The organism is Bosea vaviloviae, assembly GCF_001741865.1.
Lineage (GTDB): Bacteria > Pseudomonadota > Alphaproteobacteria > Rhizobiales > Beijerinckiaceae > Allobosea > Allobosea vaviloviae.
In genome coordinates this window covers 235,439-254,328 of the sequence record NZ_CP017147.1, presented here as the reverse complement: position 1 = coordinate 254,328, position 18,890 = coordinate 235,439, and the positions used below count along the sequence as shown (strand labels likewise).

General features: G+C 64.1%; 24 protein-coding genes. 7 read left to right on the top strand and 17 right to left on the bottom strand.

Annotation, left to right across the window (positions count from 1 at the left end):
- Positions 1-9 precede the first annotated feature (9 nt).
- From fliN to motA, 4 genes are all read right to left on the bottom strand, one after another.
- Positions 10-411 carry a flagellar motor switch protein FliN gene (gene fliN, locus BHK69_RS01210; protein WP_069688521.1) on the bottom strand — a complete coding sequence of 134 codons (402 nt, stop codon included), beginning with the start codon at positions 409-411 and terminating at the stop codon, positions 10-12.
- A gap of 64 nt (positions 412-475) precedes the next feature.
- Complete coding sequence (locus tag BHK69_RS01205) at positions 476-793, bottom strand: hypothetical protein (protein WP_069688520.1); 318 nt, start codon at positions 791-793, stop codon at positions 476-478.
- Positions 774-1,721, bottom strand: coding sequence for a flagellar motor switch protein FliM (locus tag BHK69_RS01200; RefSeq protein ID WP_069688519.1), 948 nt, complete (start codon positions 1,719-1,721; stop codon positions 774-776). Before BHK69_RS01200 ends, BHK69_RS01205 begins: the two co-directional genes overlap by 20 nt.
- Before the next feature lies 1 nt (position 1,722).
- Complete coding sequence (motA, locus tag BHK69_RS01195) at positions 1,723-2,634, bottom strand: flagellar motor stator protein MotA (protein ID WP_069688518.1); 912 nt, start codon at positions 2,632-2,634, stop codon at positions 1,723-1,725.
- A gap of 157 nt (positions 2,635-2,791) precedes the next feature.
- Here motA and BHK69_RS01190 point away from each other — a divergent pair, with 157 nt between their 5' ends.
- From BHK69_RS01190 to fliI, 3 genes are all read left to right on the top strand, one after another.
- Positions 2,792-3,877 (top strand): DUF1217 domain-containing protein, encoded by a 1,086-nt coding sequence (locus BHK69_RS01190; RefSeq protein WP_148663286.1) that lies wholly within the window; start codon positions 2,792-2,794, stop codon positions 3,875-3,877.
- Between the two features lie 2 nt (positions 3,878-3,879).
- Positions 3,880-4,605, top strand: coding sequence for a flagellar basal-body rod protein FlgF (gene flgF, locus BHK69_RS01185; protein WP_069688516.1), 726 nt, complete (start codon positions 3,880-3,882; stop codon positions 4,603-4,605).
- A 146-nt stretch (positions 4,606-4,751) separates the two neighbouring features.
- A complete protein-coding gene (gene fliI / locus BHK69_RS01180; RefSeq protein WP_069688515.1) occupies positions 4,752-6,077 on the top strand; it encodes a flagellar protein export ATPase FliI in 1,326 nt (441 codons plus the stop codon).
- Positions 6,078-6,194: 117 nt separating this feature from the next.
- Here the strand turns inward: fliI and BHK69_RS01175 are convergent, their stop codons facing one another.
- Genes BHK69_RS01175 through BHK69_RS01115 form a run of 13 tightly spaced genes read right to left on the bottom strand, consistent with a single transcriptional unit; the run spans position 6,195 to position 16,447 of the window.
- A complete protein-coding gene (locus BHK69_RS01175; RefSeq protein ID WP_069688514.1) occupies positions 6,195-6,650 on the bottom strand; it encodes a hypothetical protein in 456 nt (151 codons plus the stop codon).
- Positions 6,647-7,159, bottom strand: coding sequence for a hypothetical protein (locus tag BHK69_RS01170; protein WP_083269046.1), 513 nt, complete (start codon positions 7,157-7,159; stop codon positions 6,647-6,649). The genes BHK69_RS01175 and BHK69_RS01170 overlap by 4 nt, the downstream gene beginning before the upstream one ends.
- Before the next feature lie 6 nt (positions 7,160-7,165).
- Positions 7,166-7,828, bottom strand: coding sequence for a rod-binding protein (locus tag BHK69_RS01165; protein WP_069688513.1), 663 nt, complete (start codon positions 7,826-7,828; stop codon positions 7,166-7,168).
- Positions 7,829-7,882: 54 nt separating this feature from the next.
- Entirely contained in the window at positions 7,883-8,284 is a 402-nt protein-coding gene (locus tag BHK69_RS01160; RefSeq protein ID WP_069688512.1) for a hypothetical protein, read from the bottom strand.
- Positions 8,285-8,290: 6 nt separating this feature from the next.
- Entirely contained in the window at positions 8,291-9,046 is a 756-nt protein-coding gene (gene fliR, locus BHK69_RS01155) for a flagellar biosynthesis protein FliR (protein WP_069688511.1), read from the bottom strand.
- The gene (flhA, locus tag BHK69_RS01150; protein WP_069688510.1) at positions 9,043-11,130 is read right to left on the bottom strand and encodes a flagellar biosynthesis protein FlhA; all 2,088 of its coding nucleotides are present in this window, start codon (positions 11,128-11,130) and stop codon (positions 9,043-9,045) included. Before flhA ends, fliR begins: the two co-directional genes overlap by 4 nt.
- A gap of 43 nt (positions 11,131-11,173) precedes the next feature.
- Positions 11,174-11,440: a flagellar biosynthetic protein FliQ gene (locus tag BHK69_RS01145; RefSeq protein WP_069688509.1), complete on the bottom strand. Its 267-nt coding sequence runs from the start codon at positions 11,438-11,440 to the stop codon at positions 11,174-11,176.
- A gap of 10 nt (positions 11,441-11,450) precedes the next feature.
- Entirely contained in the window at positions 11,451-11,726 is a 276-nt protein-coding gene (locus tag BHK69_RS01140) for a flagellar hook capping FlgD N-terminal domain-containing protein (RefSeq protein WP_083269045.1), read from the bottom strand.
- Between the two features lie 9 nt (positions 11,727-11,735).
- Entirely contained in the window at positions 11,736-12,200 is a 465-nt protein-coding gene (gene flbT / locus BHK69_RS01135) for a flagellar biosynthesis repressor FlbT (protein WP_069688507.1), read from the bottom strand.
- Positions 12,201-12,220: 20 nt separating this feature from the next.
- Positions 12,221-12,568 carry a flagellar biosynthesis regulator FlaF gene (gene flaF, locus BHK69_RS01130; RefSeq protein ID WP_069688506.1) on the bottom strand — a complete coding sequence of 116 codons (348 nt, stop codon included), beginning with the start codon at positions 12,566-12,568 and terminating at the stop codon, positions 12,221-12,223.
- Positions 12,569-12,611: 43 nt separating this feature from the next.
- The gene (locus BHK69_RS01125; protein ID WP_069688505.1) at positions 12,612-13,664 is read right to left on the bottom strand and encodes a flagellar hook-associated family protein; all 1,053 of its coding nucleotides are present in this window, start codon (positions 13,662-13,664) and stop codon (positions 12,612-12,614) included.
- A 4-nt stretch (positions 13,665-13,668) separates the two neighbouring features.
- Entirely contained in the window at positions 13,669-15,147 is a 1,479-nt protein-coding gene (gene flgK, locus BHK69_RS01120; protein WP_069688504.1) for a flagellar hook-associated protein FlgK, read from the bottom strand.
- A 31-nt stretch (positions 15,148-15,178) separates the two neighbouring features.
- Entirely contained in the window at positions 15,179-16,447 is a 1,269-nt protein-coding gene (locus BHK69_RS01115; protein ID WP_069688503.1) for a flagellar hook protein FlgE, read from the bottom strand.
- A gap of 411 nt (positions 16,448-16,858) precedes the next feature.
- Here BHK69_RS01115 and BHK69_RS01110 point away from each other — a divergent pair, with 411 nt between their 5' ends.
- The 4 genes from BHK69_RS01110 to fliE all read left to right on the top strand — a co-directional run bounded on the left by BHK69_RS01110 (position 16,859) and on the right by fliE (position 18,883).
- A complete protein-coding gene (locus BHK69_RS01110) occupies positions 16,859-17,533 on the top strand; it encodes a response regulator transcription factor (protein ID WP_069688502.1) in 675 nt (224 codons plus the stop codon).
- Positions 17,534-17,705: 172 nt separating this feature from the next.
- Positions 17,706-18,086 carry a flagellar basal body rod protein FlgB gene (flgB, locus tag BHK69_RS01105; protein WP_069688501.1) on the top strand — a complete coding sequence of 127 codons (381 nt, stop codon included), beginning with the start codon at positions 17,706-17,708 and terminating at the stop codon, positions 18,084-18,086.
- Positions 18,087-18,125: 39 nt separating this feature from the next.
- On the top strand, positions 18,126-18,545 hold the full coding sequence (gene flgC, locus BHK69_RS01100; protein ID WP_069688500.1) for a flagellar basal body rod protein FlgC: 420 nt from the start codon (positions 18,126-18,128) through the stop codon (positions 18,543-18,545).
- Complete coding sequence (gene fliE / locus BHK69_RS01095) at positions 18,545-18,883, top strand: flagellar hook-basal body complex protein FliE (RefSeq protein WP_069688499.1); 339 nt, start codon at positions 18,545-18,547, stop codon at positions 18,881-18,883. Before flgC ends, fliE begins: the two co-directional genes overlap by 1 nt.
- Positions 18,884-18,890 lie beyond the last annotated feature (7 nt).

The window sequence follows — 18,890 nt, the reverse complement described above, 5'->3', positions numbered from 1 at the left end:
ACTTGCCACTCACGCTTCGAATTTGGCCTGGACGCCGACGATCTCGGTGAGCGACACGCCGAAGCGGCTGTTGTCGTCCTCGACGATCACGACCTCGCCGCGCGCGATGATCCGCCCGTTCACGACGACATCGACCGGCTCGCCGACGCGATGGTCGAGCTGCACTACGGCGCCGCGGCGAAGCTTCATCAGATTGGCGACCTGCATGGTGGCGCTGCCCAGCACGACCTGGATATTGACGGGAATGCGCATGACGGCGTCGAGATTGAGCATCTCATTCGCCTCAGCGACGGCTCCGGGCGCTCTGTCCGCCGTGGCCGAAACGCTCTCGGTTTCCGCCTCCGCCAGACCGGCGGGCATCTCCTCCGACGTCAGCTCGGGCAGCTTCACGGATTTGTTTGGCTTCGTCATGGGGTTCTCCGGAGACTATGGGAACGCTCTGCCGGTCGCATCCGGCAGCGGGGATGAAGGCATGTCAGGCGGCGTTGGCGTCTCGGCTCGTGCGGGGCGAGATGCGCTCGGCGCGCGTGTTGGCTGATTTCAGCTCGCGCAGGAGATTACAGCCGGTGTCGATCCGCTGTCCGAGCTCCTCGACGACCTCGCGGCCGCTGGCCTGGAGATCGCGGACGGTGGACTGGATCGCGCCCAGAGCAGCCTCGGTCTGGCTGAAGACGCTCTGGAATTCGGCGTGGAAGCTGCGCATGCGCTTGAGCTCGCTGCGCATCCGCAGGACCTGGAGGCTGGTGAGCAGCAGCGCCGCGAAGAGTACGACTTCACCGAGATAGAAGGTCATCTAGAAACTCCTGTTCCTCGTTGGCGTGGTCCTGGATGCGCAGCACATAAGAGCCGTTGCGCTGCCCGAGCTGGCACCAGAAGACGGTTTCGTCATTGCACTGGAGTTGGATCTTGGATTGCGGCGAGGCCTGCAGCTCGATCACCTGCCCGATCTGCAGCGAGCCGATCTCGCCCAGCGTCATGGCGCGCTCCTCGAGGATCGCCGAGAGCTTGACCTCGGTCCTTTGCACCTCGGTATGGATCTGCTTGGTCCAGCGCGGATCCCGGGCGGAGGATTGGCCGGAATGGACATGGGCCAGGTTCTGGCGGATCGGGTTCAGCGCGGTCTGCGGGATGACGACGAACATCTGGCCGCAATTGTCGAGGCCCTGGACCAGGAACTGGGCCTTGACGGCGAGGTTGCTGCGGCTGCCGATCGTGGCGAAATACATGCGCGTCTCGACACGCTCGAAATCGAAGGAGACGTCGCAGACCGGGGCGAAGGCGCTCTTCAGGTTGCGGGCCGCGAGTTCGAACAGCGCCTGGGCCACCTGGATCTCGATATTGGTGTAGGGGCGCTCGTCATCGGGGAAGTCGGGCTCGTATTTGAACGGCGCCTCGCTGCCATCGGCCCCGAACATCACCTCCAGCAGGGTGAAGATGAAATCGCGGTCGAAGCCGATCAGGATGCGTGAATCCCATTCGCGCGCATGGAAGATGCCGGCGATTGCGTTGTAGGCATGGGCGTTGAGCGCGTCGCCGATGCGCTGGCTCTGGACGCCGGCGAGCGAGAAATAGGCCGGCGAGGAGGACATCTGCCGCACCGCGTCGGCACAGCTCGTCGCGAGCCGGTCGAAGACCATCTGCAGCATTGGCAGCCGGTCGATCGAGATGCCCGTCGAGTCGAGCAGCTTGTCCTCGCGGAGGGGCTGTGCAGCTGTGCTCATGTCAGGCGGCTTCCTGCTGGGGACGGTCGTTGGCGGCGACGGCGGCAGCGCCGCGCGGCGGAGCTGCGCTGATCGTCTTGTCTTCGACCTCGTCGATCGAGGGCCTCTCGCTGGCCGAGATGACCTTGCGGCCATATTCGAGCGCGACCTGCGGCGCGGCGCCGCCGATGAAGGCGAGGATGGTCTGCTTGACGACGATATAGACCCGCCCCTGCTTCTCTCGCGTCGTCTTGATCTTCTGGGCGATCGGCCCGATCACCGCATAGGAGAAGAAGATGCCGGCGAAGGTGCCGACGAGCGCCGCCCCGATGAAGCCGCCGAGCAGGGCCGGTGATTGGTCGATCGCGCCCATGGCCTTGATCACGCCCAGGACAGCGGCGACGATGCCCAGCGCGGGCAGGGCCTCCGACACCATGCCCAGCGCGTAATAGGGCTTCAGGCTGTCCTGGAGCTGGCTCGTGATCTCCTCGTCGAGGAGGGCCTCGACCTCATGGGCCTGTGCCTTGCCGACGATGACCAGGCGGAAATAATCGCAGATGAAGGTCGTCAACTTGGCGTCCGCCAGGACGCTGGGCGCATTGGCGAAGAGCGCGGATTCAGCGGGAGCTTCGACATGCGCCTCGACTTCGGCGCGGCCCTTGTTGCGCAATTCGCGCATCAATGCATAGAGGACGCCGAGGATCTCGAAGTAATGCGCCTGGCTCGGCACGGCGTTTCGCAGCGCTTCGGTCACCGCCGTGCCGGTATCGGCTACGGTCTTCATCGGGTTGGCGATGATATAGGTTCCGATCGCCGTTCCCAGGATGATGACCAGCTCCCATGGTTGCCAGAGCACGGCGACGTGCCCGCCCATGGCGGCAAAACCACCGATCAGCGAACCCACTGCTATCGTCAGTCCGATCAGTACGCTCAACGCGCCGCTCCTTCTCGCAATCTACATGGCGAGGAGTAGACGAGCTGGCTTGCGCGAGGCTGAAACCGGCGTGCTCATCTCGGTCAGGTCCACGCAAGCCTTGCGCGGGACCGTGATCGGCGAAGATCGCAATAACCCCGTTGCTGCGGAGGCGCCGATGACCACGACGATGATCGCTTATCAGGCGGTGACGCGGAACCTGACCCAGTCGCTCGCGCGGACAGCGGCAAAGCCTGACGTCGCCAGTCATGCAGCCTATTTCGAGAAGAACATCGGCAAGGTGAAGACGCTCGACGACTTCATGAAGGACGATCGACTCTACCGCTATGCAGTGGAGGCCTTCGGCCTGGGTGACATGGCCTATGCCAAGGCCTTCATGCGCAAAGTCCTCGCAGGCGGGGTCAAGGATTCCAACAGCTTCGCCAACAAGCTCACGGACCCGCGCTATCGCGAACTGGCGGCAACGTTCGATTTTTCGACCGAGACAGCCGACACGACCTATTTCCAGACCAATATCGGCAAGGTGAAGACGGTTACCAGTTTCACGGACAAAAGCGCCTCGCGCATGTTCGACTACGCGATCAAGGCGTTCGGTCTGGAATCCGTCGTCGACACGCCGAAGGAGAAGGAAGCCGTCACCCAGGCGCTCCATCTCGGAAAGGATTCGCCGCTTCACTTCGCCGATCCGGCGATCGACAAGCAGTTTCGCGCATTCCTGAAGGCCTTCGATTTTGCCGACAAGGGCGCAAAGGCAACCAGCGACAAGGCCATGATGCAGCAGACGGTCGATCGCCATAACGCGGCCGTCAGAAGCGACCAGACGAAGACCACGGTCGAGAAATACACGCGCCAGAAGCTCGAGCAGGATGCGGGCGCCAGCGACGACAGCGTTCGTCTCGCGCTCTATTTTGAACGCAAGGCGCCAACGATCAAGACCGCCTACCAGATCCTGGCGGACGCCGCCCTGTTGAAGGTCGTCCAGACGGCGCTCGGCATCCCCTCGGAGACCTCCGCGATGCCGATCGACAAGCAGGCGACGATGATCGAGAAGAAGCTCGACCTCAAGACGCTGCAGGATCCAGACGGGCTCAAGCGCTTCATGCAGCGCTTCACCAGCCTGGCGGGCGCGGGGAGCGGCGCTTCCTCGAACCCGACCATGCTGCTCTTCAGCCAACCCTCCTCCGCCCTCATCGGCCAGGACGTGCTGGCGAGCCTGCAGAAACTTCGCCTCGGAGGCATCTGACCATGCAGTCTGCCATCTATGTCGGCCTTTCGGCCCAACTCGTCCTCGAAAAGCGGATGGAGACGCTCGCCCGCAACGTCGCGAACATGAACACCGCCGGCTATCGCGCCGAGGAGGTCAAGTTCAGCACCTTCCTGTCGAAGAAGGGGCCCGACGGCGTCAACTTCGCCTCGGAGGGCGAGAGCTTCATCAACCGGATGCATGGCGGCGTCGACAAGACCGGGAACCCGCTCGACGTCGCGGTGGAAGGCGACGGTTTCCTCGCCATTTCGACGCCGGCCGGCACGGTCTATACGCGCGACGGCCGCATGAAGATCACGGCCCAGGGCGAATTGCAGACGCATTCGAATTATCCGGTCCTCGATGCCGGCGGCTCGCCGATGCTGCTCGATCCGGAAGGCGGCCCGCCCGTCATCGCCAAGGACGGCATGATCTGGCAGGGCACCCAGCAGGTCGGGGCGCTCGGCCTGTTCACGATCGACCCCAATGCGAAGCTGCAGCGCTACGAGAATTCAGGCGTGATCCCCGACAAGGCGGCGACGCCTATCCTTGATTTCGTCATCAATGGTGTCCGCCAGGGCTTTGTCGAAGGCTCCAACGTCAATCCCATCCGCGAGATGGCGAAATTGATCATGGTGACGCGCGCCTTTGAGAGCGCGGCGAATGCGATCGACAAGGGCGAAAAGTCCGTCGACGGCGCCATCCGTTCGCTTGGCGAGACCAGCTGACCGTCTGGCCGGACCGAGAGCAATGTCCGATCCGATTGGATGGTTCAATTGCCCCAGGTCCTTGTTCTAACGCGTTTCTTCACGCGAACCGGTATCCACGTCGCTTCAAAACGCTCTGACCCTTTCGCCCCCTGCACAGGATTGCGATGAACGCGCTCGCCCGTCTCGAACAAGCCATCGCCGGTGGGCCGCAAACGCATGAATTGGTGCGGATCAGCGGCGCGGTCTCAGAGGTCACGCCGGCTGCGGTGCGCGTCGCCGGGCTCTCCCGCTTCGTCCGGCTCGGCGAACGCATTGCGCTCTCCGCGAATGGGCGGGAGGAGTTCGGCGAGGCCATCCGCATCGACCGGGACGGCGTTCTGGTCAAGCCGTTCGCGACCACCGTCGGCGTCGGGCTCGGCGCGCGCGCCAGCGTCGCCGGCGCGATGACGCTGCGGCCGGCGCAGAGCTGGAAGGGCCGCGTGATCAACGCCTTTGGCGAGCCGCTCGACGAGGCCGGGCCGCTGCTGCCTGGCGATACCGCGATGCGCGTCGACGGGCCGCCGCCGGAAGCGATGAAGCGCGCCCGCGTCACGCGGCCGATCCGTACGGGCGTGAAGGTGATCGACCTGTTCACGCCGCTTTGCGCAGGGCAGCGCATCGGCGTCTTCGCCGGCTCCGGCGTCGGCAAATCGAGCTTGCTCTCGATGCTGGCGCGGGCGCCGGGCTTCGGCACGATCGTCATCGGGCTCGTCGGCGAGCGCGGGCGCGAGGTGCGCGAATTCCTTGACGACACCTTGGGCGCGATGCGCGCCAACGCGGTCGCGGTCGTCTCGACCAGCGACGAGAGCGCGATGATGCGCCGGCTTGCCCCGAACACGGCGATGGCGGTGGCGGAGTATTTCCGCGACCAGGGCGAGGATGTCCTGCTCATCATCGATTCCGTGACACGTCTCGCCCATGCCGCGCGCGACGTGGCCCTGGCGGCGGGCGAGCCCGCGGTTGCGCGCGGCTATACGCCGAGCGTGTTCAGCGCCCTGCCCAAGCTCCTCGAACGGGCCGGCCCGGGCATCGAGGGGGTGGGCGCCATCACCGGGATCTTCTCGGTGCTGATCGACGGCGACGACCATAACGATCCCGTCGCCGACAGCATCCGCGGCACGCTGGACGGGCATCTCGTGCTCGACCGCGCCATCGCCGATCAGGGCCGCTACCCGGCGGTGAACGTGCTGTCCTCGGTTTCGCGCCTGGCGCACCATGTCTGGACCCCGGAGCAGCGCGTCCTCGCCACCCGGATGAAGGGCCTCGTCGCGCGCTTCGAGGATACGCGGGACCTGCGCCTGATGGGCGGCTACCAGGCCGGAGCCGACGCCGAGCTCGACACGGCGATCGCGCTCGTGCCGCGCATCTACACGGCGCTGCACCAGGACATGGGTGCGCCGCTGAGTGCTGACGTGTTCCAGGATCTGGCGAGCGCGCTGCAGCAGGGGTGACTGGGTTTTAGACGGCACAGCGTCATTGCGAGCGTAGCGAAGCAATCCAGGAAGTCTCGCTCTACGTCCTCTGGATTGCTTCGCTACGCTCGCAATGACGCTGTGCCTTGCGGGTCGTCAGCTGCGCAACTGCTCCCTGCGCACATAATTGAATTCCTTGACGAGCACGTCCTTGATCAACTCGCCGCCGAGGCGGGCGTTGACATTGGTCTTCACGCTTTTCAGCAGCGCGTCGATATCGACCCGTTCCAGCCGCGAGAAATCGATCTGGGTATTCGAGTAGATCGCGCGCAGCGCCTCGTCCCGGACGAAGGGATGAGGCTTCACCGTCATCTGCCGCAAGGTGTGAGCGTCGGCCGTGAAGACGAACTGGGCCGCGACATAGCCCTTGACCTCGCCGCCGGCCAGGATCGGCACATGGATCAGGCTGGTTTCCTCATATTCCAGCCCCTCGAAGAAGGGCGTCTCCGTGGCGGGCGGCCGTTCGGCCCGCCAGGTCAGAGCGAGATGGCCCGAGATCAGGGTCACCCCGCAAACCCAGGCGCCGAGCAGGAAGAGGCGCGCCGTCGTCATATCGCAGGCGCTTTGGCGGGCATCGGCGCGGCGAGCTGCGAGGTGACCGTGGCGGAGTAGGTGCCGTCCGAATCTGCATCCATCAAAGTGGTGGCCATCGCGGCGGCGATCTCGCGGACCGCGTCGAGATGCATGGCGATGGCGAGGCGGTTGTGCTCGAGCTTCAACCGCAGCGTCGACAATCGCGCCAGGAGCGGGCCGTCGACGGTTTCGTTGCTGATCGCCCGTACGGCGCGGCTCGCATCCAGGAGCAAGCGGCTCTTGGTCTCGTTGAGGCGGTTGAGGTCGGCGTTCCTGAGCGCCATCAATTCGGTGGTCTCATGGTCGAGCACCTGTTCGAGATGATCCAGCACGGTCCACATGGCGCGCCCGGCCTCCGAGGGCATCTGCGGTGCCGCCGGGCTCGCGCTCCTGAGCGCGATGGCTCCGGCCGAACCCCAGGCGTCCGGCGTGTCCTGGGTCGGCAGGTTCGGTTCGAGCAATGCGATGTCGTCTTGCTGTTCGCTCATGATGCGTCACACCTGTCGGGTTGTGGAGGTTCGACCCACGCCGATCGCGCTAGGCCGGGTGATGTTCAGGAGCTTGCGTTCGACCGCGAGCGGAATGGCGAGGTCGCGCGAACTCGCGCCGGCGCTGGCCGTCGAAGCCAAGGTCTTCTGGGTCGTTGCGACCACCGTGCCGGGCTCTGCGCCCGCTGTGTTGCCGGACCGCGCCGCGAGCGCGGCCATGACCTTGCTGCGGATGCCGAGGCCGCCCGTCTTGGCGATCTCGCCGGCGATCTGCTCAGACAGCATCGAGCGCCAGACGCCGCCCGAGAGGCCGCTGCCGAAGGTGTTGGTCGTGGCCTCCGGCATCATCTGCTCGATGAAGGTCGAGATCACTTGCGCCTCGAACTGGCGCAGCGTCTTGGCGGTGGCGCTCTGGTCGCCTGCTGCAGCGGCAGACGGCTTGGCAAATGACGGCTTGGCGAGCGTCAGGCTGGCGAATTTATCGCGTGCGCCGGCCAAACCCGGAGCCTGCAGGACGGCGCCGGCGCCTTCGATGGCCGAGGCGAACTGCGTAGCGGCCGCGCCAGGCACAGCCATGCGGGCAAGCCGGTCGAAGGCTGCGCGCTGACGCTGCGGATCGGCGGCGAGAGCGACGTCGAGAACGATGTCGGATGGAGGAGAAATCGCCATGGTCGCCTTTCCAAGGTCATTGAACGATCACGCCGGGAGATTGCACCATCAGGCTTATTCGAGGCTTGCCGCTCGCTTGCCCTCGATGCTGTCGATGATCTCGACCAATACCTCGTCCTGGTCGGCACGAAGCTTGATCCGTCGAACATGATCGGCGAGGCGCGCGGTTTGTTTCTCGCGCCCGGTTTCCGCAACGACGCGCTTTGCTTGCTCGGCCGCGGCGGCCTGCAGCTCCCAGAGCGACAGCGAGACCCGATGCAGGCGCTTGGCCGTCATATCCGCGAACAGGCCGTCGACGAGGCCGTCGCCATTGAGCGAGGCGACAAGCGCGCGCGCCTCGTCCTTGGTCTCGGTGGCTTTCCGCTCGATCGCCTTCTGGCGCCATTCGGCGAGGCTGCGGATCCGCGACTGGATCGCCAGGATCCGCTCGATTGCTTTCAGGCGCTTGCGCGGCATCCCGGTTCAGCCATGCGCGAGCCAGGAGGAGAAGGCCGTGATGAACAGCCTCAGCGCCTCGGGCCCCGTGAAATAGAGCAGGAACAGGCCGCCGGCGATGACGAAGGGCAGCGAGATGAAATAGACCGGGATCTGCGGGGTGAGCTTGTTCATCAATCCGATGGCGAGATTGACGACCACCCCGTAGATCATGAACGGACTGCCGATCCTCAAAGCCAGGAAGAAGCTGTCCGAGGCGCGGTCGGCGAGCTGGATCAGGCCGGCCTGCGCATCGAAGGCGGTGCCCGGCGCGATGCGCGCATAGGAGCCGGCCAGCGCCCGGATGACCTCGGCATGCTGGTTCGTCACGAACATCAGCGTCGCCGCGGTCATCGTGATCAGCGTGACGAAGGGCGCCGACGCTTCCGCCTCGTCGATCGGCAAGCCCGGCAATTGTCCAAGCCCTGCGGTGGTCGCCATCGCGGTCGCGATCGTCTGCAGGGCGAGGAAGAAGAAGCGGGCCATCAGCCCGATCAGGGCGCCGGTCATCGTCTCGGAGACGATGAGCCGCAGCAGCGTCGCTGGGCCGGGATCGGCGCCGACAGTCGCGAAGGCCGGCAAGGCGAAGGGCGCCAAGGCCAGGGTGATGCCGCCAGCCATGAGCAGGCGCAGCCGCACCGGCACGCGCGGGCTGGAGAAGCCCGGCATCAGCATCAGGCATGCGCCGATGCGGCAGAAGATCAGGAAGGCGTGCAGCAGGATCTCGGGCGTGACCAGCGTCACGAGATCGTGCCCAGCAGATTGACCTCGAGCCCGCGTGCGATCTCGACATGGGAGAGGACGGGCAGCGCCGGGAAGATGCGCTCGACGATCATGCGGACGTAAGGGCGCGCATCGGGGCTGGTGACCAGGACGAAGTTCTGCGCCTGGTCCATCCGGCTGCGGATCGCGGTCGTCGCCTCGGCGGCGAACTCCTCGATGAGGCGCGGATCGATGTCGAATTCGATGACGTCGCCCTTGGCGTCGCGCCGGAGGCTCTCATGGAAGGCGAGGTCCCAGCGATTGCCCAGGCGCAGCATGTTGAGCACGCCGCCCTCGGCGAGATCGCCGCAGATCTGCTGGGCCATGCGCATGCGCACATGCTCCGCGATCGGCTCGGCCCGGCGCACATGCGGCGCGATCTCGGCGATCACCTCCAGGATGAGATGCAGGTTGCGGATCGACACCCGCTCCGACAGCAGCAGGCGCAGCACGGCCTGCAGGCTCGACAGTGACATATGCGCCGGGCAGATCTCGTCGAGCAGCTTCTTGTATTCGGGGCCGAGCCGGTCGAGCAGGCCGCGCATGTCCTTGTAGGACAGGAGCTGGCCGAGATTCTTGCGGATCGTCTCGCTGAGATGGGTGAGCAGCACCGAAAGACGGTCGACCGGGTGCATGCCCTCGCGCTTCACCTCATTGGCGTAGCTCTCGGAGACCCACATCGCCTTGACGCCGAAAGCCGGCTCACGAACTTCCTCGCCCGGCAGATCCGGCAAACGGCCATCGCCGACGACGACGAGCATGCTGCCCGGGCGCATTTCGCCGGAGGCGACGACCGTGCCGTGGATGCGGAACTCATAGGCCTTGGGTGACAGGCGCAGGCTGTCGGAGAGTTTGATCTCCGGCACGACGAAACCGTATTGCGCCGCGAATTTCTTGCGCATCTTGGCGACGCGATGGGCGAGTTCGCTATGGGAGTTCAGCATCTCGGCCGACAACTGCTTGCCCAGGCTCAATTCGATCTCGCAGATCGCCAGCGAGTCCTTGATCGTGTCCTTGCTGTCATGGACGGCCTGCTCGGCCTCCATGGCGCGGATCTCCTCGGCGGCCGCCTCGCGCTCGGCCAGGCGCTTGGGAATGGTGTAGCCGACGAAGGCCATCAGCCCGCCGAGCAGGGCGAAGGGCAGGAGCGGCAGTCCCGGTACCAGCGCCAGGATCAGCATCAGGAAGGCGGCGACGAAGAGCGCGCGCGGGTAATGCCCGAGCTGGCCGAGGATCGCCTGCTCGGCCGTCCCGCGCATGCCGCCCTTGGAGACGAGCAGGCCGGCCGCGAGCGAAACGATCAGGGCCGGGATCTGCGTGACGAGGCCGTCGCCGACGGCCAGTTTCACGAACACGTCGGAGGATTGCGACAGCGACATGCCGTGGCGCGTCACGCCGATGATGATGCCGCCCAGGATGTTGACGGCGGTGATGATCAGGCCCGCGATCGCGTCGCCGCGAACGAATTTCGAGGCGCCGTCCATCGCACCGAAGAAGGAGCTCTCCTCCTCCAGCTCGCGCCGGCGCCGCTGAGCCTCGGGCGCATCGATCAATCCGGCCGAGAGATCGGCGTCGATCGCCATCTGCTTGCCGGGGATGGCGTCGAGCGTGAAGCGGGCTCCGACCTCGGCGATGCGGGTCGCGCCCTTGGTGATCACGATGAAATTGACGGTGACCAGGATGATGAAGACGATCAGCCCGATGACGAAATCGCCGGCGATGACGAAGCGCGAGAAGCCGTCGATGATGTAACCGGCCGCGTGCGAGCCCTCATTGCCATGCGAGAGGATGACGCGCGTCGTGGCGATGTTGAGGGAGAGGCGCAGCATCGTCGCGACCAGCAGGATCGTCGGGAACGAGGAGAATTCGAGCGGCCTCTGGATCCAGAGCGCGACCATCAGGATCAGGACCGATAGGGCGATCGAGAAGGCGAGCCCCAGATCGATCACGAAAGCCGGGATCGGCAGGAACAGGATCGCCAGGATGCCGATGATGCCGACTGCGAAGCCGACATCGCGTCCGCTGTTCGGTACAGCCTTGCCCAATGAGACGTCCTGGATCGTCATGCTGAGTTTTGTCCTGCCGCCGGAAGGGGTTGCGGGCCCTGGGCTAGAACCCGCGCTCGATGCGCCCGTAGACGCGTTCGGTGAAGGCGAAGATTTGCGCACCGGTGAAGGATCCGGTGGTCGCCATCACCACGAGGATGACGACGATCTTGGGCACGAAGGTCAGTGTCGCCTCCTGCACCTGCGTCAGGGCCTGCATCAGCGCGATCGTGACCCCGATCGCCATCGCGGCGCCGACGGCCGGCCCGGCGCCGAGGATGATCGCCCAGACGGCGTCGCGCATCAGGTCGAGCGCATCGGCCTCGTTCATGGCGTGCTCCTCAGGTCGCGGTCGTCGTCTTCAGGCTGTCGAGGCTCGCGATGATCTGGTCGAGCTTCGAATTGGTCGAGACCGATTGCTCGACCTGAGACAGCGCGGCGAATTGCTGGACATATTGGGCCGGGTCCGTCGGATTGGTCGGATCCTGGTTCTTCGCCTGCGCGATCAGCAGCTTCAGGAAGGTATTGTAGTCGGCCATGCCGCTCGAGGTGGTCGATTTGGTCGTGCTGGCGCTCGTAGTCGAGCTCTGCGCGCTGGTTGTGCTGGCCACGTCCATGATCGCCTCCTAAGCAACCTGTGAGGTGAGTATCGGGGCTGCGATCGCCTTGGTCGGGACCACAGCATCGAGCTTAGACGCCGGAGCCTGTCCGGAGCTTGCGAGGATGGCGGCCTCAGTGGGGTAGAGGCAGCGCAAATGCTTCAACGCTTCGAAGAAGCGATCTTCCGTCACGAGGAGGTCGATGTGCTGGAGGCCGGCGAGCACAGTCGCATCCTCGAACATCTGCGCCGTGGTCATCAGCATGCGCTCGAACATCAGCTTGATGAGGCCGCTGTTCTTGGGCTCGATCAGCATCGCCTGGATGGTGAAATAGAGCTGCCGAAGCGGCGTCGTGGTTTCATCGGCCTGGATGACATGGCTCTCGAGCAGGAAGGTCGCATCGTTGAGCAGCTCGAGGCTGACCTTGCGATCGAATTTGAGGATCGCTCCGTTGATGTAGATCTTCTCGTTGGCGCGCAGGGACAGGTTCATTGTCTTTCTCACCTCCTGTCTCACGCCAGGCCGTCCCTGATCATCCGGTTGACGTCGATGATGGAGTCGAAGTCCTCGGACTGGCCGAGGCGCAGCAATTCGCCTTGCCTGAGCGCGAACAGGCCAATCGAGATGAGCGAGGCGCGCAGCGCCTCGGGGAGCGCGTTGTCGGAGTTCGCCAGATCCTCGATCAGCAGCGTCCAGAGGCGTCCGACGAAGGAGATCGCCTCGATCGTCTCGCGCGAGGCCGATCCGGTCGGTCGGGCCGTTTCGAGCAGCTTGACCGCCTGGTCCAGCGCTCGCCATTCGGTTGCTCGCGCGACGGTGCAATCGTCTTCGGCCGCGGCGATGTACGAGCTGTGATACATGGGTGTCCTCCAGCTTGATCGGGGGGTGAGCGGAGCGGAGTGCTCAGCGCATGTAGTTGAGGATGCTGAGGCTCTGCAGCTTCACGGTCAGCGCATAGGCCGTCTCCACCTGGGTGGTGAGCTGGTCGACGCGGACCTTCGCCTCATAGGGGTCGACGCCCTCATTGGAGAGGATCTGCTGGGCCAGGATGTCACGCTGGGTCGTGAGCCTCTCGCTCGCGGTGGTGACCCTGGCCTGTGCCGAACCCAATTGCGCCTGATTGGCGATGAGACCCTGGATGGCGCCATTGACGACCTTGATCGCCTCGTCGACCAGCGCCTGGTAGGCGTTCTGGTTCAAGCCCTTGGTGCCGGTATCGGCGACCATGGTGTAGACCTTCGCCAGATCGCGCATCTGCTGCGAATTGGCGTTGGCCGAGACCTCGACGACCTCGTTGGGAGAAATCCGGCTCTGGATGTTCCTGTCGAGTGCGGTCGACCAGTTCGCTCCCCAGGCAGGATCGGCGAATTCATCGGAGAAGTCTGTCTGCAGGAAGCTCGTCATGTCGGCGGCCGTGATGGTGGCGGCGGCCGGATCGTCCTGGGTGAAGCCGAAATAGCTGGTGAAGGCCGCATCGGCCGCCGCCTTGTTGGGGGCGGTGGCGCCCGAGAAATAGTCCGTCAGCGGCTGCTGCTGCGTGTTGATGCCGGCGAAGATGTATTGCCCGCCCATCGAGCTGTTGGCCGCGCCGATGGTGGCCTGAAGATTGTTCGTGGCCTCGGAGACGAGGACGTCGACGCCGCTCTCGCCGTTGCGGACGCTGAGCAGGGTCTTGAGGAAATTCTGGGCGGTGTCGAGCATGCCGCCGAGCGCCTGCTGCGTCACCTGGAGCCGTTGCGAGACGAGCCCGTTAGTGTCGATGATCCCGGAGGTGCGGTCGTGCTGGTTGCGCAGATTGACCGTCACGCCGGTGCGGGCGCCGAGGCTGAGGCCGATATCGGCATAGCGGCCCGTCGTCATCTCCTTGTTGGCGCCGACCAGTTTCTCCTGCGCCTTCAGGATCGTGCTGCGCAGCATGGTCGACAATGAGGAGGAGGAAACAGAACTTGTCTTCATGACGTCACCTCACGGCCTCGAGCAGCGAATTCAGCATCTTGTCGATCGTCGTGATCAGGGTCGAAGAGGCGCTGTAGGAGCGCTCCAGCTCCATCATCAGCGTCATCTCCTCGTCGATACTGACGCCGGTGGCGTTCGACAGGGCCTCGGAGGTGCGCTCCAGCAGGGCCTTTTGGTAGCCCAGCGTGGTGGTGCTGGACTGGCGCTGCGCTTCCAGCCAGCCGACGGAGGAGCTGGCGAAGCCTGTCAGGCTGGTGCTGGGGTCGGCCTTGGCCGCCGGATCGAAGGAGCGATCGGCCGCCAGGGCGGTCAGCAGGCCCTGGATCCGGTCCGAATAACTGGCCGCGCCGCTGGAATTGTAGACGTAGTTCGGGTTCGACGGGTCGGAGATGCCGCCGTCCCGGAGACGGTCGAGATCGCCGCCCTGGGTGGGATCGGCATTCGGGTTGATGCGGATCGAAGCCGCCAGGCCCGGCGAGACGGTGCCCGTCGCCGGAACCGCCGGGCCGCCGGGCCAGGTGAAGAGGCCGGCCTGGTCCGGCAACGTCGCCGGCGTGCCCTGGTCGCTTTCCGCGAAGGCCTCGACGAGGCCGCGGGCGATCTCGTCGAGCTGGTTCTGGTAGGTCACCGCGACATCGTCGCGGATGACCGAGGAGCCGTAGATCTGGCCGGATTTCAGCGGCATCACGGAGTTGGCGCCGGTCACGGCGACACCGTCGATGAAGACCGCGTTGCCGGAGGCGCCGGCGCCAAGAGCATAGCTCGGCGCCATCGTCACGCTGCGCGGCGTCGTCTCGAACAAGGTGACGCCGCCATCGGTGTAGATCACCATGTCGTTGCCCGAGCGGGTCGAGACGCTGATGCCGATCTCCTCCGAGAGTTGGGACAGGATGCGGTCGCGCGAATCGAGCTGGTCGGTGATGTCGGAGCCGGCCTGGGTGCCTTTGACGATCGCCCGGTTCACTTGCTCGAACTCGGCGAGGAGGTCGTTGACGCGGTCGACGCCGGCAGCCATGTCGGCATCCGCCTGTTCCCGGACGCCGCCGACCGTATCGCTGGCCTGGTTGAGCGCACGGGCCAGCGCGTCCGCGCCGCTCAGGACATTCTGAGCCAGCAACGGATCGTCGGGCGTGATGCTGTATTGCTGTAGCGCGTTGTTGAGGCTGCCGAGCTTGGCGGCGACCGACTGGTCGAGCTCGGGATCGTTCACCGTCGCCTCGAGTTGGTCGAGCCCGTTGACGATCGCCTGCTGGGCGGAGGTCGTGGAGGTCGCGCTGAGCTTGTTGGTGAACAGCACTGTGTTCATCGTCCGGCCGATCGAGGCGACCTTTACCGCGCCGCCATAGGTCGTGACCACGAGACCGCTCTTGCGGTTGTAGTATTCGCTGTCGGCGCCCGCGACATTGCGCGAGATGACGGCAGTCTGCAGTCCGGTCACGGAGAGCGACGACTGGGCCACGTTCAGGGCGGATGACAGGCTCATTGGAGTGCTTTCCGTTATCTGTCGCCGCGGCTCAGCGCTTCAGGTTGACCAGGACGTCGAGCAGTTCGGAGCCGGTCTGGAAGACCTTGGAATTGGCGGTGTAGCTGCGCTGCGACTCGATCATCGCGGTCAGCTCGGTTGCCAGGTCGACATTCGACTGTTCGAGCGCCTTGGAGTTGATGGAGCCGAGACCGCCGCTTCCCGGGAAGCCGACGATGACGTCGCCCGATAGCTGGCTGACCGCATAGACGTTGCCCGATAGCGGCGTGAGCTGGTCGACGCTGGGCACCGTGGCCAGCGGAATCTTGTAGGTGGCGATCCGGTTGCCGTTCTCGAACACGGCGTAGACCGTTCCGTCCGCGGCGATGTCGACGCTGTCCACGGCGCTGGGCGCGTTTCCGTTGACGGCGAGCTCCATGTTCGTGTCCATCGCGACCTGGGAGGTCGCTCCGAAATCGAGCGTCATCGTGCTGCCGCCGGGAATAGCGACACCGACCGTGGCCGGCGCGGTCGTCAACTGGCCGGCACCGTCGAAGGCCAGCGTCGCCGTCGCCAGTGGCGCAGAGCCGGCTGCGCCATAGGGGAAACCTCCGGTGGCGGGGTTGGCGTTGGCCTTCGCGAAGATCGCGGCCTGCCATGTATCGGGGCCTGTGCCAGTCTTCGTCATGTAAACGTCGAGATAAACCTTGTTGCCCAAGGTGTCGTAAGTCACGATCGACGCCTTGCTGGAATAAGTGCTTCCGGCCACGTTATCCGAGGGCAGGCTGCCCGCCGCGACGATCGTCGCGTTGGAGTTAAGAACGCCCTTGAGCGTTCCGCTCGTGGTGGCGTTCGCCTCATAGGCGACGTTGGCCAGATTGACGCGCTGCAGCCCGTCCAGGCTGTTGGCCACTACGGAGACGTCGCCATTGGTGATCGGGTAGCCCATCAAGTAAAAGCCGGCCGAATTGACCAGGTCATGGTCGCCGTTCTCGACGAAGGCGCCGGCGCGGGTCAGATAAGGCGTGCCGCCGGCATCCGAGACGACGAAGAAACCTTCCCCGTTGATGGCGAGATCGGTGGTGGAGGTCGTCCCCATGATCACGCCTTGATTGGAAATGGCGTAGCGGGAGGTCGTCGAAACACCGCCGGAATTGTATTCGCCCGCGCCTCCTTGAGAAATGAACGAGGAGAATTCCGTCGAGGCGCGCTTGTAGCCGGTGGTGTTGACGTTGGCGATATTGTCGCCGACCGCGCTCATCTTGCTTGCCTGCGCCGCCATGCCGGACACGCCGGTTCGCATGATGTCGAAAATGCTCATCGCCACTCTCCAAGCTCAAGTCTCGAGTGGCATTACGCAATGATTTGCTTGTGTGGAGCTTTCGTCTTGTTTCTTGTAAATCTTTAATAAATTTCTCATCGCGCAGACAGGAATTATACTGGATTCCTCTCTTTATATAATAGGGCCGTTTTTCGCGGCCCTGGAGACTCCCAGCGGAGGCTCCCCCAGAGTCGGTTTGCCTGGCTGCGGCGGCGCGAGAATCCCGCATGCTTAATTATTGGTTTATTCAACCAAATAAATACGTATCTGGATATTCATTCCGGGTTTTCGCAGCGTTGTTGTTGTTTTGCGTTGCAACAATATTATATTGACGCGCAACAATCCGACACACAATCTGCTATTGTTCCTTCCTCCTGTGAGGCGGGCCGAGCCTGACGCTGGGGGGTGTCTATGTATATTGTTGTCGATGATCGAATTTTGGTGACGGAGGGATATCAATCCCTTTTCACCGGCGAGGGCGTGCCATCAATCGGGTTCTCGCCATCCCGTTTCCAGGAGTGGGTGGAGGATACACCTGCCGACCATATCAAGAATGTCGAGGCCTTCCTTCTTGGTGATTGTGAAGGTCGCGCAAGTTTCCCCATGATGATCCGTCGCCGTTCGCAGGCTCCGGTCATCGCGATGAACGAGGCGTCCTCGCTCGAGAAGACCCTCGAACTCTTCGCCGCCGGCGTCGACGATGTGGTCCGCAAGCCGGTTCATGTTCGCGAGATCCTGGCGCGGGTCCATGCGATGCGGCGCCGAACCGACAAGCGGCGCTCCACCGACGATGAGATCAACCGGGGCGACATCACGGTGTATTTCGATGGCCGTGATCCCGATGTCGGCGGCAAGGTCATGATGCTGCCGCGGCGTGAACGCCGCATCCTTGAATTTATGATGCGCAATCGCGGACGCTGGGTCACCAAGTCGCAAGTCTTCAATGCGGTCTATGGTCTGTTCGACGCGGAAGTGGACGAGGCCGTCGTCGAAAGCCATGTGAGCAAGCTGCGAAAGAAACTTCGTGCCAGACTTGGCCACGATCCGATCGATTCCAAGCGTTACCTCGGCTATACGATACTCTGACCTTTCGGGCGCCGACCTTGAGGCCGGCGTCCCGCGATGAAGCCAAAACGCTTTGGCTCGATGTCGCCCTAAGCTCAATTTGAGCCGATGTTTTCCCTAAAATCCACAACAACAGCTTCACGCAAGTAACGCTTCGTATTGTTGCATTGCAACGATTTCGGGAGCGTCCCAGGTGGAGCCGATTTACCTCTTCGATATTGCCGCCAAGAAAGCGAATTGGCTTGCCGTTCGACAGAACGCCGTGGCGCAGAACGTCGCGAACGCCAATACGCCGCGCTACGGAGCGGTCGATGTCGAGCCTTTCGACGCCATCGTCAGGAAAACCACGCTCACCGTGGCGGCGACATCGCCAAACCACATCACCACGACGCCGGCAGAGACCATGACGGCCAAGCAGCGCAAGGGCGAGAGCTGGTCGGTTGTCCATTCCGGCAATTCGGTCAGCCTCGAACAGGAAATGCTCAAGGCCGGCGACATCGGCCGCAACTACGCGCTGATGACGAATCTCGTGAAAAGCTTCCACCGCATGATGATGACCGCAGTCAAAAGCTGAACCGCTCGGACCTAAGCTTGAAAGAGGCAAGATTAGACCATGATCGACCCTATTGACGCATCGCTCCGCATCGCCGGCGCCGGCCTCCAGGCCCAGTCGACGCGTGTGCGCGTGGTCTCCGAAAACCTGGCCAACGCGCAGTCGACGGGCAAGACCGCCGGCGCCGATCCTTACCGGCGCAAGACCGTGACCTTCGAGAATACCATGGATCGTGCGCTCGGCGCGGCGCTGGTCAAGATCAAGGGCGTCGGTGTCGACAAATCGGCCTTCCGTGTCGAGTTCGAGCCGAGCCATCCGGCCGCCGACGCGAAGGGCTACGTCAAGCTGCCCAACGTCTCGATGCTGCTCGAAATGGCCGACATGCGCGAGGCCAATCGCTCCTACGAGGCCAACCTGCAGATGATCAAGCAGGTGCGCTCGATGCAATCCATGACGATCGACCTGCTGAGGAACGGCTGATGTTGAACGCAATCTCCGCACTTGCCCCGGTCGCGGGCCAAATCGGGCAGGGGCTGCAGAGCCTCGCTGCTTCGGCCGTCCGGCCGGGCTTTACGGCCGAGGCCGCGACCCAGGCTCCGGGCGCCGATTTCGGCTCGGTCTTCGCGAGCGTCTCGCAGGGCTTCGTCGACAATCTGGCGCAGGGCGAGGCCGCAGCCGTCGCCGGCGTCCAGGGCAAGGCTGCCGTCCAGGACGTGGTCCAGGCGGTGATGTCGGCGGAGCAGTCGCTGCAGCTGGCGATGGCCATGCGCGACAAGGTCGTCTCCGCCTACCAAGAATTCATCCACATGGCGATCTGAGGAGCCA

Bases quoted from the DNA above. Each gene is read 5' to 3' on its own strand.
- flhA (WP_069688510.1), bottom strand. From the start codon at position 11,130: ATGACGATCCAGGACGTCTCATTGGGCAAGGCTGTACCGAACAGCGGA.
- BHK69_RS01190 (WP_148663286.1), top strand. From the start codon at position 2,792: ATGACCACGACGATGATCGCTTATCAGGCGGTGACGCGGAACCTGACC.
- BHK69_RS01140 (WP_083269045.1), bottom strand. From the start codon at position 11,726: ATGGACGTGGCCAGCACAACCAGCGCGCAGAGCTCGACTACGAGCGCC.
- flgK (WP_069688504.1), bottom strand. From the start codon at position 15,147: ATGAGCCTGTCATCCGCCCTGAACGTGGCCCAGTCGTCGCTCTCCGTG.
- BHK69_RS01110 (WP_069688502.1), top strand. From the start codon at position 16,859: ATGTATATTGTTGTCGATGATCGAATTTTGGTGACGGAGGGATATCAA.
- BHK69_RS01165 (WP_069688513.1), bottom strand. From the start codon at position 7,828: ATGGCGATTTCTCCTCCATCCGACATCGTTCTCGACGTCGCTCTCGCC.
- BHK69_RS01115 (WP_069688503.1), bottom strand. From the start codon at position 16,447: ATGAGCATTTTCGACATCATGCGAACCGGCGTGTCCGGCATGGCGGCG.
- fliN (WP_069688521.1), bottom strand. From the start codon at position 411: ATGACGAAGCCAAACAAATCCGTGAAGCTGCCCGAGCTGACGTCGGAG.
- fliI (WP_069688515.1), top strand. From the start codon at position 4,752: ATGAACGCGCTCGCCCGTCTCGAACAAGCCATCGCCGGTGGGCCGCAA.
- flbT (WP_069688507.1), bottom strand. From the start codon at position 12,200: ATGAACCTGTCCCTGCGCGCCAACGAGAAGATCTACATCAACGGAGCG.
- BHK69_RS01205 (WP_069688520.1), bottom strand. From the start codon at position 793: ATGACCTTCTATCTCGGTGAAGTCGTACTCTTCGCGGCGCTGCTGCTC.
- flgF (WP_069688516.1), top strand. From the start codon at position 3,880: ATGCAGTCTGCCATCTATGTCGGCCTTTCGGCCCAACTCGTCCTCGAA.
- flaF (WP_069688506.1), bottom strand. From the start codon at position 12,568: ATGTATCACAGCTCGTACATCGCCGCGGCCGAAGACGATTGCACCGTC.
- BHK69_RS01160 (WP_069688512.1), bottom strand. From the start codon at position 8,284: ATGCCGCGCAAGCGCCTGAAAGCAATCGAGCGGATCCTGGCGATCCAG.
- BHK69_RS01145 (WP_069688509.1), bottom strand. From the start codon at position 11,440: ATGAACGAGGCCGATGCGCTCGACCTGATGCGCGACGCCGTCTGGGCG.
- flgC (WP_069688500.1), top strand. From the start codon at position 18,126: ATGATCGACCCTATTGACGCATCGCTCCGCATCGCCGGCGCCGGCCTC.
- BHK69_RS01175 (WP_069688514.1), bottom strand. From the start codon at position 6,650: ATGACGACGGCGCGCCTCTTCCTGCTCGGCGCCTGGGTTTGCGGGGTG.
- BHK69_RS01200 (WP_069688519.1), bottom strand. From the start codon at position 1,721: ATGAGCACAGCTGCACAGCCCCTCCGCGAGGACAAGCTGCTCGACTCG.
- fliE (WP_069688499.1), top strand. From the start codon at position 18,545: ATGTTGAACGCAATCTCCGCACTTGCCCCGGTCGCGGGCCAAATCGGG.
- BHK69_RS01170 (WP_083269046.1), bottom strand. From the start codon at position 7,159: ATGAGCGAACAGCAAGACGACATCGCATTGCTCGAACCGAACCTGCCG.
- BHK69_RS01125 (WP_069688505.1), bottom strand. From the start codon at position 13,664: ATGAAGACAAGTTCTGTTTCCTCCTCCTCATTGTCGACCATGCTGCGC.